Annotated in this window: 27 protein-coding genes; 26 read left to right on the top strand and 1 reads right to left on the bottom strand. The window is 39.6% G+C overall.

Translation table 11 applies throughout. The annotated features are described in order from the left end of the window. Positions 1 to 2: 2 nt before the first annotated feature. The 8 genes from DK866_RS13690 (at position 3) to DK866_RS13660 (ending at position 6,060) form a co-directional block, all read left to right on the top strand. Positions 3 to 452: a hypothetical protein gene (locus DK866_RS13690; protein WP_088495870.1), complete on the top strand. Its 450-nt coding sequence runs from the start codon at positions 3 to 5 to the stop codon at positions 450 to 452. A gap of 30 nt (positions 453 to 482) precedes the next feature. After that, positions 483 to 1,124, top strand: coding sequence for a recombination protein NinG (locus DK866_RS13685; protein ID WP_167395489.1), 642 nt, complete (start codon positions 483 to 485; stop codon positions 1,122 to 1,124). A 49-nt stretch (positions 1,125 to 1,173) separates the two neighbouring features. Next, positions 1,174 to 1,572 (top strand): antiterminator Q family protein, encoded by a 399-nt coding sequence (locus DK866_RS13680; RefSeq protein WP_109409342.1) that lies wholly within the window; start codon positions 1,174 to 1,176, stop codon positions 1,570 to 1,572. 340 nt (positions 1,573 to 1,912) lie between these two features. After that, the gene (cspE, locus tag DK866_RS13675) at positions 1,913 to 2,125 is read left to right on the top strand and encodes a transcription antiterminator/RNA stability regulator CspE (protein WP_004244726.1); all 213 of its coding nucleotides are present in this window, start codon (positions 1,913 to 1,915) and stop codon (positions 2,123 to 2,125) included. A gap of 7 nt (positions 2,126 to 2,132) precedes the next feature. Next, complete coding sequence (locus tag DK866_RS20205; RefSeq protein WP_419894627.1) at positions 2,133 to 2,273, top strand: hypothetical protein; 141 nt, start codon at positions 2,133 to 2,135, stop codon at positions 2,271 to 2,273. Between the two features lie 183 nt (positions 2,274 to 2,456). Beyond that, positions 2,457 to 2,915, top strand: coding sequence for an Hsp20 family protein (locus tag DK866_RS13670; protein WP_109409341.1), 459 nt, complete (start codon positions 2,457 to 2,459; stop codon positions 2,913 to 2,915). A gap of 305 nt (positions 2,916 to 3,220) precedes the next feature. Further along, entirely contained in the window at positions 3,221 to 5,161 is a 1,941-nt protein-coding gene (locus DK866_RS13665; RefSeq protein ID WP_109409340.1) for a DUF4365 domain-containing protein, read from the top strand. 476 nt (positions 5,162 to 5,637) lie between these two features. Next, positions 5,638 to 6,060, top strand: a complete 423-nt coding sequence (locus DK866_RS13660) for a hypothetical protein (RefSeq protein ID WP_109409339.1) — start codon at positions 5,638 to 5,640, stop codon at positions 6,058 to 6,060. A 149-nt stretch (positions 6,061 to 6,209) separates the two neighbouring features. Here the strand turns inward: DK866_RS13660 and DK866_RS13655 are convergent, their stop codons facing one another. Beyond that, on the bottom strand, positions 6,210 to 6,764 hold the full coding sequence (locus tag DK866_RS13655; RefSeq protein ID WP_109409338.1) for a hypothetical protein: 555 nt from the start codon (positions 6,762 to 6,764) through the stop codon (positions 6,210 to 6,212). A 21-nt stretch (positions 6,765 to 6,785) separates the two neighbouring features. Between DK866_RS13655 and DK866_RS13650 the strand changes: the two genes are divergently transcribed. From DK866_RS13650 to DK866_RS13570, 18 genes are all read left to right on the top strand, one after another. Further along, positions 6,786 to 7,088 carry a hypothetical protein gene (locus tag DK866_RS13650; protein WP_109409337.1) on the top strand — a complete coding sequence of 101 codons (303 nt, stop codon included), beginning with the start codon at positions 6,786 to 6,788 and terminating at the stop codon, positions 7,086 to 7,088. Positions 7,089 to 7,272: 184 nt separating this feature from the next. Further along, entirely contained in the window at positions 7,273 to 7,542 is a 270-nt protein-coding gene (locus DK866_RS13645) for a hypothetical protein (RefSeq protein WP_109409336.1), read from the top strand. Continuing rightward, positions 7,542 to 8,012 (top strand): lysozyme, encoded by a 471-nt coding sequence (locus DK866_RS13640; RefSeq protein WP_109409335.1) that lies wholly within the window; start codon positions 7,542 to 7,544, stop codon positions 8,010 to 8,012. The genes DK866_RS13645 and DK866_RS13640 overlap by 1 nt, the downstream gene beginning before the upstream one ends. Beyond that, a complete protein-coding gene (locus DK866_RS19960; RefSeq protein WP_165718961.1) occupies positions 7,994 to 8,152 on the top strand; it encodes a hypothetical protein in 159 nt (52 codons plus the stop codon). Before DK866_RS13640 ends, DK866_RS19960 begins: the two co-directional genes overlap by 19 nt. A gap of 2 nt (positions 8,153 to 8,154) precedes the next feature. Continuing rightward, on the top strand, positions 8,155 to 8,616 hold the full coding sequence (locus tag DK866_RS13635) for a lysis protein (protein ID WP_109409334.1): 462 nt from the start codon (positions 8,155 to 8,157) through the stop codon (positions 8,614 to 8,616). A 137-nt stretch (positions 8,617 to 8,753) separates the two neighbouring features. Beyond that, positions 8,754 to 9,212: an anti-virulence regulator CigR family protein gene (locus DK866_RS13630; protein ID WP_109409333.1), complete on the top strand. Its 459-nt coding sequence runs from the start codon at positions 8,754 to 8,756 to the stop codon at positions 9,210 to 9,212. A gap of 252 nt (positions 9,213 to 9,464) precedes the next feature. Continuing rightward, positions 9,465 to 9,803: an HNH endonuclease gene (locus DK866_RS13625; protein WP_109409332.1), complete on the top strand. Its 339-nt coding sequence runs from the start codon at positions 9,465 to 9,467 to the stop codon at positions 9,801 to 9,803. 118 nt (positions 9,804 to 9,921) lie between these two features. After that, positions 9,922 to 10,389: a phage terminase small subunit P27 family gene (locus DK866_RS13620; protein WP_006537822.1), complete on the top strand. Its 468-nt coding sequence runs from the start codon at positions 9,922 to 9,924 to the stop codon at positions 10,387 to 10,389. Beyond that, positions 10,343 to 12,076: a terminase large subunit gene (locus tag DK866_RS13615; protein WP_109409331.1), complete on the top strand. Its 1,734-nt coding sequence runs from the start codon at positions 10,343 to 10,345 to the stop codon at positions 12,074 to 12,076. Before DK866_RS13620 ends, DK866_RS13615 begins: the two co-directional genes overlap by 47 nt. Continuing rightward, positions 12,076 to 13,344, top strand: coding sequence for a phage portal protein (locus DK866_RS13610; protein ID WP_109409330.1), 1,269 nt, complete (start codon positions 12,076 to 12,078; stop codon positions 13,342 to 13,344). The genes DK866_RS13615 and DK866_RS13610 overlap by 1 nt, the downstream gene beginning before the upstream one ends. A 17-nt stretch (positions 13,345 to 13,361) precedes the next feature. Further along, on the top strand, positions 13,362 to 14,030 hold the full coding sequence (locus DK866_RS13605; RefSeq protein WP_109409329.1) for an HK97 family phage prohead protease: 669 nt from the start codon (positions 13,362 to 13,364) through the stop codon (positions 14,028 to 14,030). Between the two features lie 3 nt (positions 14,031 to 14,033). Continuing rightward, the gene (locus tag DK866_RS13600) at positions 14,034 to 15,200 is read left to right on the top strand and encodes a phage major capsid protein (RefSeq protein WP_109409328.1); all 1,167 of its coding nucleotides are present in this window, start codon (positions 14,034 to 14,036) and stop codon (positions 15,198 to 15,200) included. Positions 15,201 to 15,238: 38 nt separating this feature from the next. Continuing rightward, complete coding sequence (locus DK866_RS13595) at positions 15,239 to 15,538, top strand: head-tail connector protein (protein WP_004242478.1); 300 nt, start codon at positions 15,239 to 15,241, stop codon at positions 15,536 to 15,538. Continuing rightward, a complete protein-coding gene (locus tag DK866_RS13590; RefSeq protein ID WP_109409327.1) occupies positions 15,538 to 15,867 on the top strand; it encodes a phage head closure protein in 330 nt (109 codons plus the stop codon). The genes DK866_RS13595 and DK866_RS13590 overlap by 1 nt, the downstream gene beginning before the upstream one ends. Beyond that, on the top strand, positions 15,860 to 16,330 hold the full coding sequence (locus tag DK866_RS13585; protein ID WP_244179707.1) for an HK97-gp10 family putative phage morphogenesis protein: 471 nt from the start codon (positions 15,860 to 15,862) through the stop codon (positions 16,328 to 16,330). The genes DK866_RS13590 and DK866_RS13585 overlap by 8 nt, the downstream gene beginning before the upstream one ends. Before the next feature lie 5 nt (positions 16,331 to 16,335). After that, entirely contained in the window at positions 16,336 to 16,677 is a 342-nt protein-coding gene (gene gp17 / locus DK866_RS13580; protein WP_109409325.1) for a tail completion protein gp17, read from the top strand. A 9-nt stretch (positions 16,678 to 16,686) separates the two neighbouring features. Further along, positions 16,687 to 17,352 (top strand): hypothetical protein, encoded by a 666-nt coding sequence (locus DK866_RS13575; RefSeq protein WP_109409324.1) that lies wholly within the window; start codon positions 16,687 to 16,689, stop codon positions 17,350 to 17,352. A 64-nt stretch (positions 17,353 to 17,416) separates the two neighbouring features. After that, a complete protein-coding gene (locus DK866_RS13570; protein WP_036900961.1) occupies positions 17,417 to 17,833 on the top strand; it encodes a hypothetical protein in 417 nt (138 codons plus the stop codon). Positions 17,834 to 17,842 lie beyond the last annotated feature (9 nt).

The raw sequence follows: 17,842 nt of genomic DNA, 5'->3' as shown, positions 1-17,842 counted from the left end.
TCGTGACAGATGATATCTGTCTCCATAAATCCAATCTCAACAGTATTTTCAAAGTGCTCTCCGAAATCGTGACAACAGGTAAACGCTATCGTATCAAAATCACCGAGTGGCGTGATTTAAGAACCATACCAATGAATAAAACATGGCGTATGTGGATGGAAACCACAGGCGAGTGGTTACGTGCGCGTGGAGTTGTTATCGATATTAAAAATGGTGTCGGTGAAATCGTTTTATCAAAGCCCATCACTAATGAGGAAACTCATGAATATTTTGTTGGACATTGGTTAGGGCGCAATGAAAACGGTGAGCGTGAAAAAACCAGCAAGATGGATAAAGCAAGGATGCTTTACATGATGGAGAAACATGAACAATGGTGCATTGAGAAGGGAATTCCGATCATCATTCCTAGCAATTCTGAATATATGAGTTTGAAAAGGAATCAAGAGGAATAATTGCTGATGGATAAATCAAAGGAAAACATAATGAAGTCGCTAAGGCGACGGCGCTGTAAAATATGTAGAGAATGGTTTCACCCCAAATACAGTAATATTTGGTGGTGTTGCCCAGAACACGGAGCAGAACTGGCAATAAAACGAAGGAATAAGGAAAAAGAAAAAGCGTTAGTAAAACTCAAAAAGGCACAAAGAGAAAAGGAAATCAAAGCAAGAGACAAACTCAAAGCCCGCAAATTAGCAGTAAAACCTACCTCATATTTTATCAAACAAGCTCAAACTGCGTTTAATCAATACATCAGACTTAGAGATCATGATGAGCCCTGTATTAGTTGTGGTGAAACTAATCCCCCAGATTTACATGGAGGACAGTGGGATTGTGGTCATTTTTTATCTGTGGGTTCACACCCTGAGCTGAGATTTGATGAACGTAATGCATATAAGCAATGTAAATCATGTAATGGTGGTGCAGGGCGATTCACTCATAAAAATGCCAGTGTAAGTCAAAAGTATGAGGAAAAACTTATCGAAAAATTTGGTCAAGAATTAGTTGATTGGTTGCGAGGGCCTCATGAGCTTCCGCATTGGCGACGCGAAGATTATATCCAGATACGCGATAAATACAGAGAGAAGGTGAGGCAATTAAAACGAGAAAGAGAGATGAAGGTGTAAGTGATTAATCAATAGGTAACAAGGTAACAAATGGTTTGGAGAAGTCTGTATGAGAGATATGCAGGAAGTTTTATCGCGTTGGGGTGCGTGGTCAGCTAATGAAGAAAATAGTATCGATTACTCATCAATTGCCGCAGGTTTTAAAGGATTAATTCCAAGCTCAAGACGAAGCCGAGAGCAATGTTCAGATGATGATGGCTTAAAAATCAATAAAGCGGTATTACATTTAAAGGTAAATAATAGTTATTTGTTTCAGTTGGTTATTATGTACTATGTGAAGAATTATCCTTTGCGTTCAATGGCTTCAAAACTTGGTATTTCTCATAATGAGGTGGCTAAGCGATTGCAGACAGCGGAAGGATTTATTGAGGGATGTCTATCGGTTGATAACGTAAAATTAGATATGGATAAAATAATTAGAAAACACCACATTTATAGTCTTGCGTAATTACAAAACACAATATATTGTGTTAGTAATGGTTTTGATGTTATAGCTCTTATCTATTGAAAACCTCGTGAGTATAACGGGGTTGTATTTTTTATAGGTCTACTTAAGCTGATTTACCGCTAAAAAATAAAGTTTGCTATCTGAATTTTTCTATGGCTTAATAGCGTCACTGGTTTGGAAGTACAGACCTATTTATGTTAGTAAGTTTAAAGTTGTTCCCGTTTAGCGTTATCCTCGATACCTCTTCATTGTGAATTCCTTCTAATTAATTCCCATAAGTAAAAATACAAAACAAACCGCATATGCCTTATGGCAAATTAAATAAATTAAAGGAAATTCTATGTCTAATACAATGACTGGTACAGTAAAATGGTTCGATGAAGGTAAAGGTTTTGGTTTTATTACTCCAGCTGATGGCAGCAAAGATGTCTTCGTACATTTCTCTGCAATCCAAAGTGATAGCTTCAAAACATTAGCTGAAGGCCAACAAGTTTCATTCACCATGGAAAATGGTATGAAAGGCCCAGCAGCAGGCAACGTGGTGGCTCTCTAAAGGCGCTATTACTATTCGCCTCTATTTTAAATGCCCTTGTTGTAGCAGTTCACAATATAGAACATCACAATTTGATGTCACAGTGAACAATCCACACGGCGCAAAATGTATCTTTTGCAAAAGTGTGATGACAGCTCAAATGAGTTAAGCATTAAATAGTTGAATATACAAAACCTCGCTTCGGCGGGGTTTTTTGCTATCTACAATCTCATGTTGGTTAAAGATAAAAAATTTAGATTTTAGGGCTTGAAAAATACTTGCTCGTTCATATTTATATTTTGGGTAAATAAGATACCGCTCATAATTCACTAAATACTGAAGGAGGAGTTATATGCCTAACATTAAACCTTTTTCATTATTCCCAACATTATCTGACAACTTACTTTCAAATCGTTTTGATCAGATAGATCGCCTGTTTAGTCAGTTAACAGGCAGTAAGCCAATTGTATCACCTGTACAGACTTATAACCTGAAACAGATTGATGATAACCATTATGAATTGACAGTAAGTGTGCCTGGATATCAAGAAAATGACTTATCGGTTTCATTGAAAGGAAGCCGTTTATTGATTGAAGGGAAAAAAGAAGAAAAATCAGAAGAAGACAATGATAAATGGATCCACCGAGGCATATCTCAAGGGCAATTTACATTACAATTTGACCTCGGTAAGAATGTTAAAATAGAAAAAGCGGATTTATCAAGTGGACTTCTGACCATTGCTATTGAGTATGAGTTACCAGAAGAAGAAAAACGGCAAACAATAGCGATAGAAAATAAAGATAAAAGCTAATTGAGTTAGATAATGTGAATAAGATTAAGGCTACGCATAATGTGTAGCCTTAATTGTTTTTGTGAAATATTCAAAATTATAAGAGATGAGCTTGCAGAATCCTAGGTAGGACACAATTAGACTAAGTAGATTGGTTTGAACGAGAATCGGAAGTCCCTCTGTTGGAGAATATAATTTAGTACTTAAAATCATATGTGACTACTTAATACTATTTATTATTAGTGCTTGACAATTAAATGATTTATATCTGAAATCGTGTAAATTGGCTTAGATTTTCTACTATATCATCGGTTTTAGGAAAAAATATGAAACACTTGAATAATTTCCCCAAAAGAGATAGAAATCATAGGGTTGAAAACATGGCCATTACGGCATTTGAAGGTTTTCTTAGGGATTCAAGTGATTTTTTTATACAGAGTCAAGATGTTAATGACTATGGGGTCGATTATCAGCTTGAAATAACTGTTAATGGACAAGCTACGAATATCAGATTATTTGTTCAACTAAAAGGTACTGAACAAGCATTGAACCTTGATGGCTCAGTTAGTATTTCAGTTAATAGGGCTAACTTGAATTATTTACTAATGCACCCTTATTCGTTTTATGTTTGTTTTCACGTTCCTACAAATACTCTCAAGATATGTTTTGCTGAAAACATCTTGCGTATTTATGAACAGTCAGGAAAAAATTGGTCTAAACAAGAAACTTTGACTGTAAAATTTGTGGAGGAGATGTCTGAGTCTCGTCTGCATGAAATAGCAGAATTGGTTAGGTACCAAGCGATTGCAACTCGCGATGCAAGAGTAAATACAATAATAAGTTCAAAGAAAAATATTGCGAACACAATTAGTAAAACCTTACCAAAGATTCATATTCCTGAAGAGAAAAATTTGGCTCAGGAAATGTTGATATCATTATATGATGATAATCAAGATGAAATTATCAGTGCTAATTTTCATGAGTTCCTAGCAATTTTAGGAACAGACCACCCTGCTATGATCATCCCTTATATGTCAGAAATTAATAAAGGTATGGATAGAATTAATTATGATGAAGAGAGAATTACCAATGGTGTTCAGTATCTTAAAGCAAGGCTATCTGATGGTCTTCTTACTGAAGGTAGCCTTTATTATTCTATCGGCAACGGGTTTACAGCTCTTAAAAAAGACAATGAGGCTATTCTAGAATATAAAAAAGCCTTAAAAGGTTTATCTGGTGATAGCAAATTGAAAGCGCAGTGCTATAAAAATATGGGAGGGAGTTATTCTATTCTTGGGAATGAGAGTAAAGCAATGGAGTGTTATCAAAATGCACTTCAATTAGATCCGAATTTAAGTGAGGCAAATTATGCTGTAGGCATGTATTATAATAAAAAAGGTAATTATAGACTTGCCCTTGAACATTTCGATGCTATTATTTTTCCGCATAATTCACCCCACAAACTAACTGGACTAGCTAAATGGAGAATCAACACTCTTTTTAATTTAGGTGATTATCGCTCAGCATATAGAGAAATTAATTCATTACTAAGCACTAGTGAAAACAAAGAACAATTATGGGCATGGTGCTTAATATTAGTTGCAACCTTCTGTCGGACATCAATAATTTCAGCCAAGTTAAGTTTGCCGTTTTGGGAGCGTTTTTTGGATATTTACCCACATAATCCAGATGCAACAAGAGAATTGCTGTTAGCAAAAAATTATCTTAGGCAAAATACCAATGAAATTTTTTGCTCTTATGAGGATTTCAAGAGAGAGTTTGAGTTGCGTATTTTGGATGTTAATTATAAGGATACAGCATTTCTATGGGATCGGTTGGGCCACTGGGCTCAAGATGAAAATAAGTGGTTGGATGCAGAATCATACTTTCGTAAAGCCTATAATATTGAAGGTGGAGAATATGGATATTGTCTGGGTGTCGCCTTAAATCATCTTGGACGATATAAAGATAGTTTGCCTCTACTACTTGAGCAAGCTGAAAAAATTCAGCCAGACGATTTTAGTTGGTTTCAAGTGGCAGTTTCATATGAGTTTCAAGGGTGTATAGCAGAAGCTATCGAAGCTTATGAAAAATGTTTGTCTTTAAATGAAAAAAATGAACTGGCACTATTTAATCTCGGTGGGCTTCATTGGAATAGCAGAAACTTAGAAGAGGCGAGTCGTATTTGGAAGTTAGCTGTCATGTTTTACCCTGATCACGAGCTTACTCATAAACTTCGCGCTGATATTCCTTTTATTTTGATTTAATTGTATAAAATTGAACCTTACTTTGGTATTGAGTTAGACATATCATCTCCATAGTGGTCACTCGTTTTACTAGATACCTGAGATGAATCAGCTCCTAGCATATAATAGGTGGTCTGAATTAGATTCAGCCTTGAATTATCGTTGCATCAGGTTAAATCTAAGTATACACATCTAAATTATCAGTACAAAAGATCACCAACACAAAATAAAAAAATGCCGATACGCTAGGAGTCATATCGGCATATAAAATAAACGCAAGAAGCAATGTAAGTCATGTCGTACTAATTCGTATCAAACCTGTCAACTTGATACATATGTAATGATAATTATTCTCATTACTATATTCAACCCTAAATTAAATAAGGTTACTTTGTAGCCTTTCCGTTTACGCCGACCACAGAATCAATACCCATTTATACCGTTCACACAAGAGCTGTGAGTCGGCACCTTATTAACTAAATAAATCGGTAAATGTTATGTCAAAAGAGATAAGCGAATTACAGTTTAGTCTTCACTATGCCTCAGAAACAGACAGTGAAATGAATACTTCAGCCATTTTAACGGCGAATATCCATACGGCTGATGGTGAAACTCAACAACTGACACAACTAATTTGCACGACATCTCCCGCAGGTAAAAAGCAATATCGAATCGGCACACAAAAGATTAATGATGCAGGCGACCCATTGCTGGTGGCGATTGAATCTTATTGGCGCAAAAATACACAAGAGAGCTGTGTTTATTTGTTAGAGAAAGCGAAGCAATTTATTCAAGGACACTTACAACAAACGAATACATGGATATCTATGTATGGTCTTGTGATTGTTTCTAATGCTTCACTGGAAGAGCAATTGCCTGAAGGTTTATTAAGGGCACTTAATGTGTCGAAAGCTGTTTGATACTTTGAGTAAACAGAGCAAAAAATAAATATGTCGATTTGTAATTAGCTCTTACAGGTTGAACTCTCCCGAAACTCCAGAGAGTTCATATTTTTAGTTATAAGAGTTTATGGCAAATTACATACTATTTTATAAGTAGGTTTTTATAATTATTGATACATCATCGAGACTCTTCTTATTAATGAGAAGTATGCGATGCAAAGTTTTAACGTTTGAGGAATATCGGGATCAGACATTCGATAGGTAAATGTTTTTTTTGCATTAGAAGGGGAATAGTGTATACCTTCATCTTCTAATTTTAATTCTTGTTCTGAAGAGCGTATTGAATCGATAAGAGTGCAAAGTTTATTTATTCTATCTGCGGGTATTTCCGCATGTAATAATTTATGTGCAAACTGATTTCTTATCTGATCAATATGACAAAAAGCATCATATGCTTGTTTTGGCATACCTAATCGCTGAGCTAGCTTATTTTTATGTTCAAAGGACATTCTAAATCTAACATCGTTAATATTTTCTGGTTTTTCTGCAAACAAATCCTCAATATTTAGATGAGCTGATATAAAAGCTTCTAAAAAATTTTCACAAGTTAAATGTAGTGTTAAAACTGAGACGAGGGGAGTATCGGTCTCACAAATTGTTAATACAGCATTTCGAGTTTTATCATCGGCAAGAAATAATTTTTCAAATATTTTAGTATTCATTCTTTCCTCATAGGACTTTGTATGAAAATAAAAAATGAAACCATTGGATTGGCAGATCCTAATGGCCATATAGCCTGCGTTATTGGGCGCCTACCTGATAATAATGTATCAGAAGTGAATACGGAGGATAATGATATTTTTAAGTCGATGATAAAAGATAAAATTTTTATAGGTGAAACTTGGTCGGATCATGATACACCTTTATTGGCTATATGGAATTCTTTTACCGATATACAACAGGAGGTTATAAGTAGCGTTATTCAAAGATATAAAGATGAGATATTTAATTTGGAATGTTCTCTTTATGAAAGGAATTTCGATTAGTTGGAATGTTTGGTTATTTGCGAGCACCTGAATATTTTTAATGCTCCCACTGAATTCTTGAATAGCCTGTGATCATTCATTCAGCCAACCACATTGGGCTGGATCATTAATTTAATTAAGTCTTATATTTTCACTTTTAACTTTCTCACACTAATCATCAACGGACACTCCTCTGGGGGTGACTATGCGTATGGAAAAATTAACCAATGTAACTTATGGAACCGCAGGTCTAACGGCCTTTTTTGCCAGTCTTTCGTTATATGAATGGGGATTTGTTATCGGAATGGCGTTCAGCATGGTTCTCGGTTTAGCCACTTATTTTATGACTCGTCGAGAGCAACGAAAACGCACTCAATTATTTGAAGAGCTTGTTAGTCATGTTGATCCACAAAACCCAACTGAAACATTAAAAAGGCTTGCTGAATTAATGGTAAAAGCACCAAAGGATATTTAATGTCTCTCAAACAGAAAATAGCTGTGCTAACAACTGCGGGAGCCACAGCAATCGCGTTAGTAGTAATAGCTCATTTTGAAGGTGTGCGTTATGAACCTTATCGTGATGTGGCAGGTGTTTTGACGGTTTGCTATGGGCATACAGGGAAAGATATTATTCAAGGTAAGAGATACACACAACAAGAATGTGATGCGTTATTACAAAACGATTTTATTAAGACACAACAGCAAGTCGATGCATTAATCAACGTACCACTCGATGACTACACTAAAGCCGCTTTATATTCCTTTGCTTTTAATGTGGGTACAACCGCATTTTCTCGCTCAACATTACTCAAGAAGCTAAACGCCGGTGATAGAGCGGGTGCTTGTGAAGAAATAAAACGTTGGGTATATGCAGACGGCAAGGTTTGGCGAGGGCTTGTCAGTCGTCGAGAGGCGGAGTCAGCACTATGCCATGGAAACCTTTAATTATCATTATCAGCTTTATTCTTGCATTACTCATTACAGTCGCTGGTGGCATTTATCTCTTGATTGATAACTCATGTACTAAAGACCACATTAGCTTAGAAAAACGCTGTCAGATTGCACTCTCACATCATCGGTACTAATCATGAAATACGGGAAACTCTATGCCGTCATTACGATGGTAGGCATCATTGTGGGTAGTTATTGGGTGATTAACTGGCAAGCTAACAGGATTAATTCACTGACAGATACCAACAAAAAACTAACAGTGGCTCTCGAAGAACAGAAGTCTATTAATACGGATTACCAAGCACGCATAATGCGATTAAACCAACTGGATATTCAATATACACAGGAGTTAGCGAATGCTAAGAATGAAATTAGTCGTTTGCGTGATATTAGTGAGCGTCATCCTGAGCGGGTGTATATCAAAGCCGAGTGCCCAAAAAGCAAAACCACTCCCTCCACCAGCTTGGCTTATGCAACCACCGCCCGACCTACTAACACCGCTATCAGAAATTATTGGTTACTCAGAGAGCGAATTGCAGAGTCAGAGCAGATGATTAAAGGGTTGCAGGATTATATAAGGCTGGAGTGTTTGAAATAAAAAAAGACTTAGTTATGTATTCGCCACTAAGTTAGCAACAATGACACCTGTCAGTTATTTTTTCTAGGAGTATTACTTATGGTAGTTGTGTAACTCGAAGGATATTCTGTGAAAAATTAATTGCTGAGGTCATAGACATGGGGATTCTTTCTAGAATAAGTAACTTATTGTTGGTGATTATAGGTTTGTCGATGATATCTGTTTCTTCTTATGCAGATCCAGATAATGGGCATGGAAGAGGTCAAAATAAAGGATATCAAGGAGAGAAGCCAAACAAATGGCATAATAAATCACAAAATAATCACTTTGATAATGAAACCTCTTTCTCAATTTCTTTATCTTATAATGAGGCTAGAGCAATTGCGTTGAATGGTGGATTTACTGGATATTCATCACTCCCTCCAGGTATTGCTAAAAATTTAGTAAGAGGAAAGCCATTGCCTCCGGGTATTGCGAAGAAAATGGTTCCTGAAAAAATGCTTAGCCAATTACCTTACTATCCTGGTTACGAATGGCGCATTGTTGGAAATGATTTGGTATTGATCGCATTAAGTACAGCGATAGTCACTTCAATTATTAATAATGTTTTTGATTAAAACATAGTGGGTTAAATATATTCGGTATCATTGCGGGGTTTTAATCTATAAAAATAACCTTGTGAGTTTGAGCTCTCACTAGTATTACCAATATCCACTCAGCCAATCTGTTAATAATCAAAGTAATTTTTATATTTTCCTTGAATAAATATCCATTAAAGGATCATGGTAGATAGAATATTGCTATAAAGGCCATCAGTTCACAATCGCTGGTGGCTTTTTTATTGGGGAAAATTTGTAATGGGATAAACCATGAAAAAACGCAATGTCTATGGTGGTCGCTGGGCTAAAGTGCGATTAGCGTTTCTTAATGAACATCCACTTTGCGTTATGTGCCAAGAGCAAGGGCGCATTACTGCTGCCACAGTAGTTGACCACATTATTCCACATCGCCTTAAAGAGGCGCTTGAATCAGGCAATAAAGAGCGTATCGCAAAAGCCCAAGCCTTATTCTGGGATACAAAGAATTTTCAAAGCCTATGCGAACCGCATCATAACTCAACCAAACAACGTATCGAAAAGAGTGGCAAAGTCATTGGCTGTAATGCGGATGGCATTCCACTTGATCCCAATTCTCATTGGCATCAATAACACCATGAAATACAGGGTGGGGGCGGGGTAAAAGTTCAAACGCTTTCGCCCTGATTACCTAGCGCCCTCATTTGTGTGCACAACCGCGAAATGAAAAGTTTTTTTCTGGGAGGTTCCGATGGCAGGAAGACGCCCGAAACCGACCCACTTGAAGGTGGTCACCGGTAATCCGGGAAAACGAAAACTCAACGATAAAGAACCCCAACCCAAACGTGAAATTCCAAGCCCACCCGAACATTTAACGGATTGGGGGAAAATGGCGTGGGCAAAATTAACCTTATTACTCGATGGAATGGGCGTTTTAACCGTGGCTGACACGCTGGCATTAGAACGGCTGTGTGATATCTACGCCGATATTCTTCAATTGCGAGACACCATTGCCATTGAAGGTCGGACATACACCACAAAAACGCAATTAGGGGATTTTTTAATTAAAGCGAATCCTGCCGTTGCCATGTTGGCTGATGCAGATCGCCGTTTTAAAAGTTATTTAGTCGAGTTTGGTTTAACCCCCGCCGCTCGTTCGAAGGTGAAGATGGATGGTGGAGAAGAAGAGGAAGATCCGCTCAACCAATATTTCGGTTGATCCCGCAACGCAATACGCGCAAGACGTGCATCAAGGCAAAATCTTAGCGGGGCCTGATATTCGTCATGCTTGTGCGCGTCATCTCAAAGATTTAAACGAAGCCGAGCAACGAGGATTAGTCTGGGATGTTGAGGCCGTCAAAAGGGTGATCGACTTTTTCGCGAAAGTCTTAAAGCTCAATGGCGGGGAGCATGAAGGGAAACCGTTTATTTTATTGCCTTGGCAATGCTTTGTGATTGGCTCTATTTTTGGTTGGAAAATGACAGATGGAACACGCCGATTTCGCATGGTGTACGTTGAATCGGGCAAAGGTTCAGGAAAATCACCGATGGCAGGTGGCGTTGGGTTGTATTGTTTGGTTGCCGACAGTGAGCCGCGTGCCGAAGTGTATGCGGCAGCCACGAAAAAAGACCAAGCCATGATTTTGTTTCGTGATGCGGTGGCGATGGTTGATCAATCTCCCGCATTAAGTCAGAGGATCACCAAATCAGGCGGAACCGGTAAAGAGTGGAACTTGGCTTATTTAAAAACGAGTTCATTCTTTCGTCCGATCAGTTCGGATGATGGGCAATCAGGACCTCGTCCCCATTGTGCGCTGATTGATGAAATTCATGAGCACAAAAATAATACCGCCGTTGAGATGATGCGAGCGGGCACAAAAGGTCGGCGACAAGCCTTGATATTTATGATCACCAATAGTGGCCATGATAAAACCAGCGTGTGTTATGACTATCATGAATACGGACGAAAAGTCGCCGAAGGTACTATCGAAGACGACAGTTTCTTTTCCTATATTTGCTCACTGGATGAGGGCGATGATCCCTTTAAGGATGAGTCTTGCTGGGGGAAAGCCAATCCGTCATTGGGCTACACCTTTTCTGATCGCTATTTACGCGAGCAAGTGACACAAGCCCGAGGTATGCCCGCGAAAGAAAGCATTGTGCGTCGGCTTAATTTTTGTCAGTGGGTGGATGCCGATAATCCGTGGATTAACAGTGAAACATGGATGCAGTGTGAAAACACGTTCACCTTCGATGATCTTCAAGGTGAAGAGTGTTATGGCGGATTGGACTTATCAGGAACCAAAGATTTAACCGCATTAGCCCTGTATTTTCCTAGCCTCAAACGTCTTTATGTTGAATTTTGGACACCCAAAGACACCTTATTCGATAGAGCGAAAACCGACCGAGTGCCTTACGACTTATGGGTAAGGCAAGGTTTTATGCATACCACTCCAGGGAATGCGGTGAGGTATGAATTTGTGGCAGAACGCATTGCTGAGATGGCGATGCGCGTCAACATGAGAGCCATTGCTTTTGACCCTTATCGCATTAAATACCTTGTACCCAAACTGGATGAAGTGGGGGTGACGGTTCCTTTAACTCCGCATGGACAAGGATATTACAAAGCCAAGGACTCAGGACTATGGATGCCACACTCTATCGAACTATTTGAACAGCTCATTGATGACAAGAAGATTGAGATCCACACCAATCCTTGTTTGAGATGGAATGCTGCATCCGCTGTGCTTGAGGCTGACCAAAAAGATAACCGCGTCTTTGCCAAGAAAAAAAGCACCGGTCGAATCGATGGTGTGGTGGCCTCTGCAATGGCGATTGGAGCTGCGGAAGGTGAGGTTGATAATGGCAACCTTGATGATTTTTTCTCTAACCCATTGAGTATGTGATGACAGATAAACAATATTCAATCGATTTGCGCACTAATCATGGTTGGTTTGCGCGTCTGGCTTCCTTCTTCGTTGGGGGAAGACTCGTGACACCTGAACAAGGTTCACAATCAGGCGTTATCTCAGCGCAAGGCTCACTTGGTGGTTCTTATGTAAATGATGAGCGAATACTCCAAATATCAACGGTTTGGCGTTGTGTTAGCTTAATTTCGACGTTAACGGCTTGTTTGCCACTGGATGTGTTCGAAACGGATAAACAGGGAAATAGAACCAAAGTCGATTTAAGTCACCCATTGGCTCGATTACTGCGATATTCGCCCAATCAATATATGACGGCTCAAGAATTCCGAGAGGCAATGACTATGCAGCTTTGCTTTTATGGTAATGCTTTCGCGTTGATTGAGCGAAATAAAGTCGGTGATGTGATCAGCTTGCTTCCTCTGTTGTCTGCCAATATGGATGTACGCATGGAGGGGAAGAATATTATCTATAAATATCAGCGTGATCATGAGTTTGCGAAATTTAAACAACATGAAATTTTTCATTTAAAAGGGTTTGGTTTTAATGGATTAGTCGGATTGTCGCCTATTGCTTATGCGTGTAAGACAGCAAGCACGGCCGTTGCGATGGAAGATCAACAACGTGAGTTTTACGCTAATGGGGCTAAGTCTCCTAAAATTCTAACAACGGGTGATAAGGTATTAAATAAAGAGCAACGTAGCCAACTTGAAGAGAATTTCAAAGAAATTGCGGGTGGCCCCGTTAAAAAACGATTGTGGATCTTAGAAGGGGGATTTCAAGCACAAGATATTGGCGTTAGTCCTCAAGATGCAGAAACGATGTCTTCTCGCAAATTTCAAGTCAGTGAATTAGCCCGTTTCTTTGGTGTTCCACCGCACTTAGTCGGTGATGTTGAAAAATCAACAAGTTGGGGAACAGGCATTGAGCAACAAAACTTAGGTTTTCTTCAATACACCTTACAACCCTATATCTCCCGATGGGAAAATTGCATTGCACGTTGGCTTCTAAAACCACCCGAAGTGGGGAAATACCATGCTGAACATAATCTTGATGGGTTATTGCGAGGCGATTCCACTTCACGCGCCGCATTTATGAAAGCGATGGGAGAATCGGGACTAAGAACCATTAATGAAATGCGACGGCTCGATAATTATCCTCCTCTTGAAGGTGGGGATGTCGCTTACCGGCAAGCACAATATTTACCGATTAACCAACTCAATAAAGAGCCTCACGAAAGTGGGGCTTAATTATTTATGGGGGTTCAATGCCTGATATTAGAAAAACACTGAATTTTGATGAAGCGGAAATCAAATTTACGGGAGATGGCACACAAGGCGTTTTCGAAGGTTATGCCTCCGTATTTAGTCATCAAGATCTCGATGGTGACATTATTTTACCCGGTGCATTTAAGCATGTTTTAGATAAGCAAAAACAAAAAGTCGCTATGTTTTATAACCATCGAGTCTGGGAACTTCCAGTGGGGAAATGGGAGTACATGGAGGAAGATCAAAAAGGATTACGTGTGAGAGGACAACTGACACCCGGTCATAGTGCGGCTCAAGATCTAAAAGCGGCAATGAAGCATGGCACGGTTGACGGGCTTTCTATCGGATTCGGTTGTCTGCGTAATGATTTTGAGCGGACATCTTCAGGCCGTATTTTTAAAAATATCTCCCTGTTACGTGAAATCAGTATTTGTACATTTCCCGCTAATGACCAAGCACAGGTTTCATCACTCAAGAGCATCGATGGGTTATTAACGATCCGAGATATTGAGGATTGGCTGAGAGAGTCAGCCTGTTTATCAAAATCAGAAGCAGTCGGTTTTATTTCCCGCTTCAAATCCGCTATTCGGAGTGAGTCCGATGACACTCAACAATCCCTAGTCGCATCCATTGTTAACCAAATTAATGCATTTAATCTGAAAGGATAGAATATGTCTGACTTAGCTATTATCCAAGAAGCCATCGAAGGATCACAAAAAAAGGTGCAAGCACTCTTCGATGCACAGAAGAAAGAAATTGAAGCTACTGGCGTAGTTTCAAAGCAATTACAAACAGATTTAGCCTTAGTTCAAGAGGAATTAAAAAAAGCCGGTGAACGTCTGTTTGATTTAGAGCAGAAAGGGGCAACGAGCGCTGATGATCCTAATGCGAAAAAAGATTTTTCTGAGCGAGCAGCAGAAGCGCTGACAAAATCATGGAATGGAAGTCAGGCTTCTTATGAAGTGAAAACCTTTAATAAATCATTAGGCAGTGATGCGAGTTCAGCCGGTGTTCTCATTCAGCCGATGCAAGTACCGGGTATTATTATGCCGGGTATGCGTCGTTTAGTTATCCGCGATTTATTAGCACAAGGTCGTATTTCCAGTAACTCACTGGAATATGTACGCGAAAAATTGTTTACCAATAGCGCGGCACCCGTGAAAGAAAAGGCACAGAAACCAGAATCTAATCTGACGTTTGAAAAACAAACGGCAAATGTGATCACTATTGCTCATTGGATCCAAGCGTCTCGCCAAGTGATGGATGATGCTGTGCAGTTGCAGTCTTATGTTAATAACCGCTTATTGTATGGCTTAGCGTTAGTGGAAGAGGAGCAATTACTCAATGGTGACGGTACAGCGGATAATTTGACGGGGATTAATCATGTCGCCACTGCCTATGATACCACGTTGAGTGCTACGGGTGACACACATGCTGACCTGATTGCTCATGCCATTTATCAGGTAACAGAATCTGAATTTAGTGCTTCCGGTATTATTTTAAATCCTCGTGATTGGCATGCCATTGCGTTAATGAAAGATAAAGAAGGGCGTTATATTTTTGGTGGCCCACAAGCGTTTACTTCAAATGTAATGTGGGGATTGCCTGTTGTTCCAACGAAAGCACAAAAACAAGGTGAGTTTACTGTTGGTGCATTTGATTTGGCGTCTCAAGTATGGGATCGAATGAATGCAGTTATCGAGGTGAGTCGAGAAGATCGTGATAACTTTGTGAAGAATATGCTGACCATTTTGTGTGAAGAACGTTTAGCATTAGCCCATTATCGCCCTCAAGCCTTAATTAAAGGAACTTTCCTAACGTCTGGAAGAAGTGCTTAAGTAATAGGTCGGGGTAGGTAACTATCCCGTATTACATCATGAATATCTTAGATGTCATTCCTCTTTCTTTATTAAAACAGCATCTCGAATACAGCGGTGATGATCGTGATGAGCAGATTATATTTTATGCTCAAAGCGCATTAAATTATTGTTTGAGATGGTGTGATGAACCCACATGGAAATCACCCGATGATATCCCTTATGAAGTGAAATCGGCCATGCTTTTGGTGCTGGGGGATATGTTTGAACATCGAACCAGCCAAAGTGAAATTCCGTTATATGAAAATAAAGCAGTAGAACGATTGTTACTGCTTTGTCGAAATTGGCGAGGTAGTTAATGGATCCGGGACGATTACGCCACACTATTCATATTCAAAAATCAGTATTAGCGCCCGATGCCATCAGTGGCAGTGATGTGATTTGGACGGATCATGCGACAAAAGTACGTGCAGCGATCATGCCTTATCAAGGGCGGGAATATTTTCAAGCCCAACAAGTACAAAGTGAGGCCACAACGCGAATTCTTATTCGTTATATCGCTGATATTGATACTTCGATGCGTATTGTATGGGGTAAGCGACTATTTAATATTATTTCGATTATTGACCCTTATGAGCGTCATCGTGAGCTTCAATTGATGTGCAAAGAGGGCGTGAATGATGGGTGAGATTAAAATCAGTGGATTGTCTGAACTCGCTCAACGAATGCAAGACATTGCCCGCAAAACCAGAAATCAAAGCGCACGTAAGGCGATGAATGCAGGGGCTTTGGCGTTAAAGCAGGAAATCAAACATCGAGTGCCTATCCTTAAGGAAACGGTGCCGCATCGACGCAAAGGCACCATCAAGCGCAATATTCGTTCTAAAACGAAAGTGCAGCGCAATGGACAAGTTAAAACGCGTATTTGGGTGAAATCATTATCGGGTAAAAAGGTGTCTGCCTTTAAACAGGTAACGGGAAAAAGTGCGGCATTGAACCCGAATGATCCGTTTTATTGGTGGTTTGTCGAGTTTGGTACCGCCAAGATGCCCGCACAACCGTTTATGCGCCCCAGCTTTGAAGCGAAAAAGGAAGCGACGGCTAAAGTGATTGTTCAAACACTTAAAGAGGATATTGAAAAAGCAAGGTAGAGAGCATGATACAGCAATTAAAAGAGACCCTTTCACCGCTTGTCGATGGAAGGGTTTTTTTTCAGGTATTACCCGAAGGTAAAGGGCAGTATCCCGCCATAGTGATCCAGTTTGCCAGCATCACGCCTAACAGTGCGCTGGAGGATACGGATTTAGATAACTATCGCGTGCAACTTGACGTGTATGCGCCACAGCCACAACCCCTTATGGTCTTGCGTAAAAAGATTGAAACTCAGATTGTTGCGACAATCCCATTTGCACAACGGGTGAATGCGGTCTTTGGGTATGAAGCGGATGTCAAATTGCATCGGCTTGTTCTTGAATTAATGATTTCATCAGATAAATAAGGAATGGATATGGCAAAGTCAAAAAACCATAAAGCGACGCCTTTCCTCGGCACGAAGATCTTTGTGCAAACAGGCTTAGGGGAGGCGATGACAGTGACGGAAGCCACGTTATCACCGGCAACTATTACCATCGCCAATAATAAGCTGAAAGCCGATGACATGATTATGTTATCGGGATTCGGGGAGTTAGATGGACGTTTTCCTGTTGAACAGGTTGATGGCAACAAAGTGACCCTGTGCGACGAAGTGGATTGGAGTGATAAAACGTTACCCACGGATTTTGCAAACGCCAAAGCACAACGTATTCAATGGTCTAATAACTTTTGTGCGGTAAAAAGCTTCAGCAAAGACGGTTCAACGACTGAACAAATCGATGTCACCACCATTTGCAGTGATGGCAAGGAATATGAATCCGGCGATACGGAATACGGCTCAATTAAATTGACCTTTTTCTTACGGTATAGCTCCAGTGATGTGCAGCGACTCTTGCGTAAATATGAAAACAGCAAAGAAAAATTTGCGGTGAAAATGGTCTTAACACGAGATGAGGGCTCCATGTTTTATTACGGCTCCGTCGAAACGGGCATGAACATTGATGGCAGTGTAGGGCAAATGATGGATTCGGGGATCTCAATTAAATTGTCTGGCCGTGATTATTTGAATGCGAAGAAATAACCCCTAATTCACCTCTTTCATTATTTCTCTTCTCCCTTCTCGATAAAAAATCTTAGGAGTGATTATGTCTAACGCTTTATTGCGAGAATTAGTGTTAAACCAAGCACTGAAAGTGACGCCTTTTACCTATTTAGACAACACCTTTTATGTCAAAGAGTTGGATGTTGGCACCATGAATTACATTCAGCGCAAACTTCGCCAAATTAAAATCAAGCTCGCTGAGGCGCAGGACATTTATTTAGACGAAGACGATCCCGAACAATTTAATGAGGCGATAAATCGTGTCTACGATGAATATGATGTCGCCAGAATGTTGGCTTTTAAGTTGTGTGATGAAAAAGGGGAACTGCTTTTTGATGCAGAAAATGAAGAAGACTTAAAAGGTCTTAATCGTTTAGGACAAGGGTTCTCTAATGCGGTGTTTACAGCAGAAGCGGGGAATAGCGAAAAAAACTTGGAGAACGGCGACAATTTCAATTGATATTGTCGC

This window comes from Proteus genomosp. 4 str. ATCC 51469 (genome assembly GCF_003144375.1).
Lineage (GTDB): Bacteria > Pseudomonadota > Gammaproteobacteria > Enterobacterales > Enterobacteriaceae > Proteus.
The sequence above is the reverse complement of the archived record's forward strand: the minus strand, read 5'-3'. Positions and strand labels throughout refer to the sequence as shown.

Excerpts from the sequence above, each read along its gene's own strand:
- DK866_RS13685 (WP_167395489.1), top strand. The coding sequence starts at position 483 with ATGAAGTCGCTAAGGCGACGGCGCTGTAAAATATGTAGAGAATGGTTT.
- DK866_RS13680 (WP_109409342.1), top strand. The coding sequence starts at position 1,174 with ATGAGAGATATGCAGGAAGTTTTATCGCGTTGGGGTGCGTGGTCAGCT.
- cspE (WP_004244726.1), top strand. The coding sequence starts at position 1,913 with ATGTCTAATACAATGACTGGTACAGTAAAATGGTTCGATGAAGGTAAA.
- DK866_RS13670 (WP_109409341.1), top strand. The coding sequence starts at position 2,457 with ATGCCTAACATTAAACCTTTTTCATTATTCCCAACATTATCTGACAAC.
- DK866_RS13665 (WP_109409340.1), top strand. The coding sequence starts at position 3,221 with ATGAAACACTTGAATAATTTCCCCAAAAGAGATAGAAATCATAGGGTT.
- DK866_RS13660 (WP_109409339.1), top strand. The coding sequence starts at position 5,638 with ATGTCAAAAGAGATAAGCGAATTACAGTTTAGTCTTCACTATGCCTCA.
- DK866_RS13655 (WP_109409338.1), bottom strand. The coding sequence starts at position 6,764 with ATGAATACTAAAATATTTGAAAAATTATTTCTTGCCGATGATAAAACT.
- DK866_RS13650 (WP_109409337.1), top strand. The coding sequence starts at position 6,786 with ATGAAAATAAAAAATGAAACCATTGGATTGGCAGATCCTAATGGCCAT.
- DK866_RS13645 (WP_109409336.1), top strand. The coding sequence starts at position 7,273 with ATGCGTATGGAAAAATTAACCAATGTAACTTATGGAACCGCAGGTCTA.
- DK866_RS13640 (WP_109409335.1), top strand. The coding sequence starts at position 7,542 with ATGTCTCTCAAACAGAAAATAGCTGTGCTAACAACTGCGGGAGCCACA.
- DK866_RS19960 (WP_165718961.1), top strand. The coding sequence starts at position 7,994 with ATGCCATGGAAACCTTTAATTATCATTATCAGCTTTATTCTTGCATTA.
- DK866_RS13635 (WP_109409334.1), top strand. The coding sequence starts at position 8,155 with ATGAAATACGGGAAACTCTATGCCGTCATTACGATGGTAGGCATCATT.
- DK866_RS13630 (WP_109409333.1), top strand. The coding sequence starts at position 8,754 with ATGGGGATTCTTTCTAGAATAAGTAACTTATTGTTGGTGATTATAGGT.
- DK866_RS13625 (WP_109409332.1), top strand. The coding sequence starts at position 9,465 with ATGAAAAAACGCAATGTCTATGGTGGTCGCTGGGCTAAAGTGCGATTA.
- DK866_RS13620 (WP_006537822.1), top strand. The coding sequence starts at position 9,922 with ATGGCAGGAAGACGCCCGAAACCGACCCACTTGAAGGTGGTCACCGGT.
- DK866_RS13615 (WP_109409331.1), top strand. The coding sequence starts at position 10,343 with ATGGTGGAGAAGAAGAGGAAGATCCGCTCAACCAATATTTCGGTTGAT.
- DK866_RS13610 (WP_109409330.1), top strand. The coding sequence starts at position 12,076 with ATGACAGATAAACAATATTCAATCGATTTGCGCACTAATCATGGTTGG.
- DK866_RS13605 (WP_109409329.1), top strand. The coding sequence starts at position 13,362 with ATGCCTGATATTAGAAAAACACTGAATTTTGATGAAGCGGAAATCAAA.
- DK866_RS13600 (WP_109409328.1), top strand. The coding sequence starts at position 14,034 with ATGTCTGACTTAGCTATTATCCAAGAAGCCATCGAAGGATCACAAAAA.
- DK866_RS13595 (WP_004242478.1), top strand. The coding sequence starts at position 15,239 with ATGAATATCTTAGATGTCATTCCTCTTTCTTTATTAAAACAGCATCTC.
- DK866_RS13590 (WP_109409327.1), top strand. The coding sequence starts at position 15,538 with ATGGATCCGGGACGATTACGCCACACTATTCATATTCAAAAATCAGTA.
- DK866_RS13585 (WP_244179707.1), top strand. The coding sequence starts at position 15,860 with ATGGGTGAGATTAAAATCAGTGGATTGTCTGAACTCGCTCAACGAATG.
- gp17 (WP_109409325.1), top strand. The coding sequence starts at position 16,336 with ATGATACAGCAATTAAAAGAGACCCTTTCACCGCTTGTCGATGGAAGG.
- DK866_RS13575 (WP_109409324.1), top strand. The coding sequence starts at position 16,687 with ATGGCAAAGTCAAAAAACCATAAAGCGACGCCTTTCCTCGGCACGAAG.
- DK866_RS13570 (WP_036900961.1), top strand. The coding sequence starts at position 17,417 with ATGTCTAACGCTTTATTGCGAGAATTAGTGTTAAACCAAGCACTGAAA.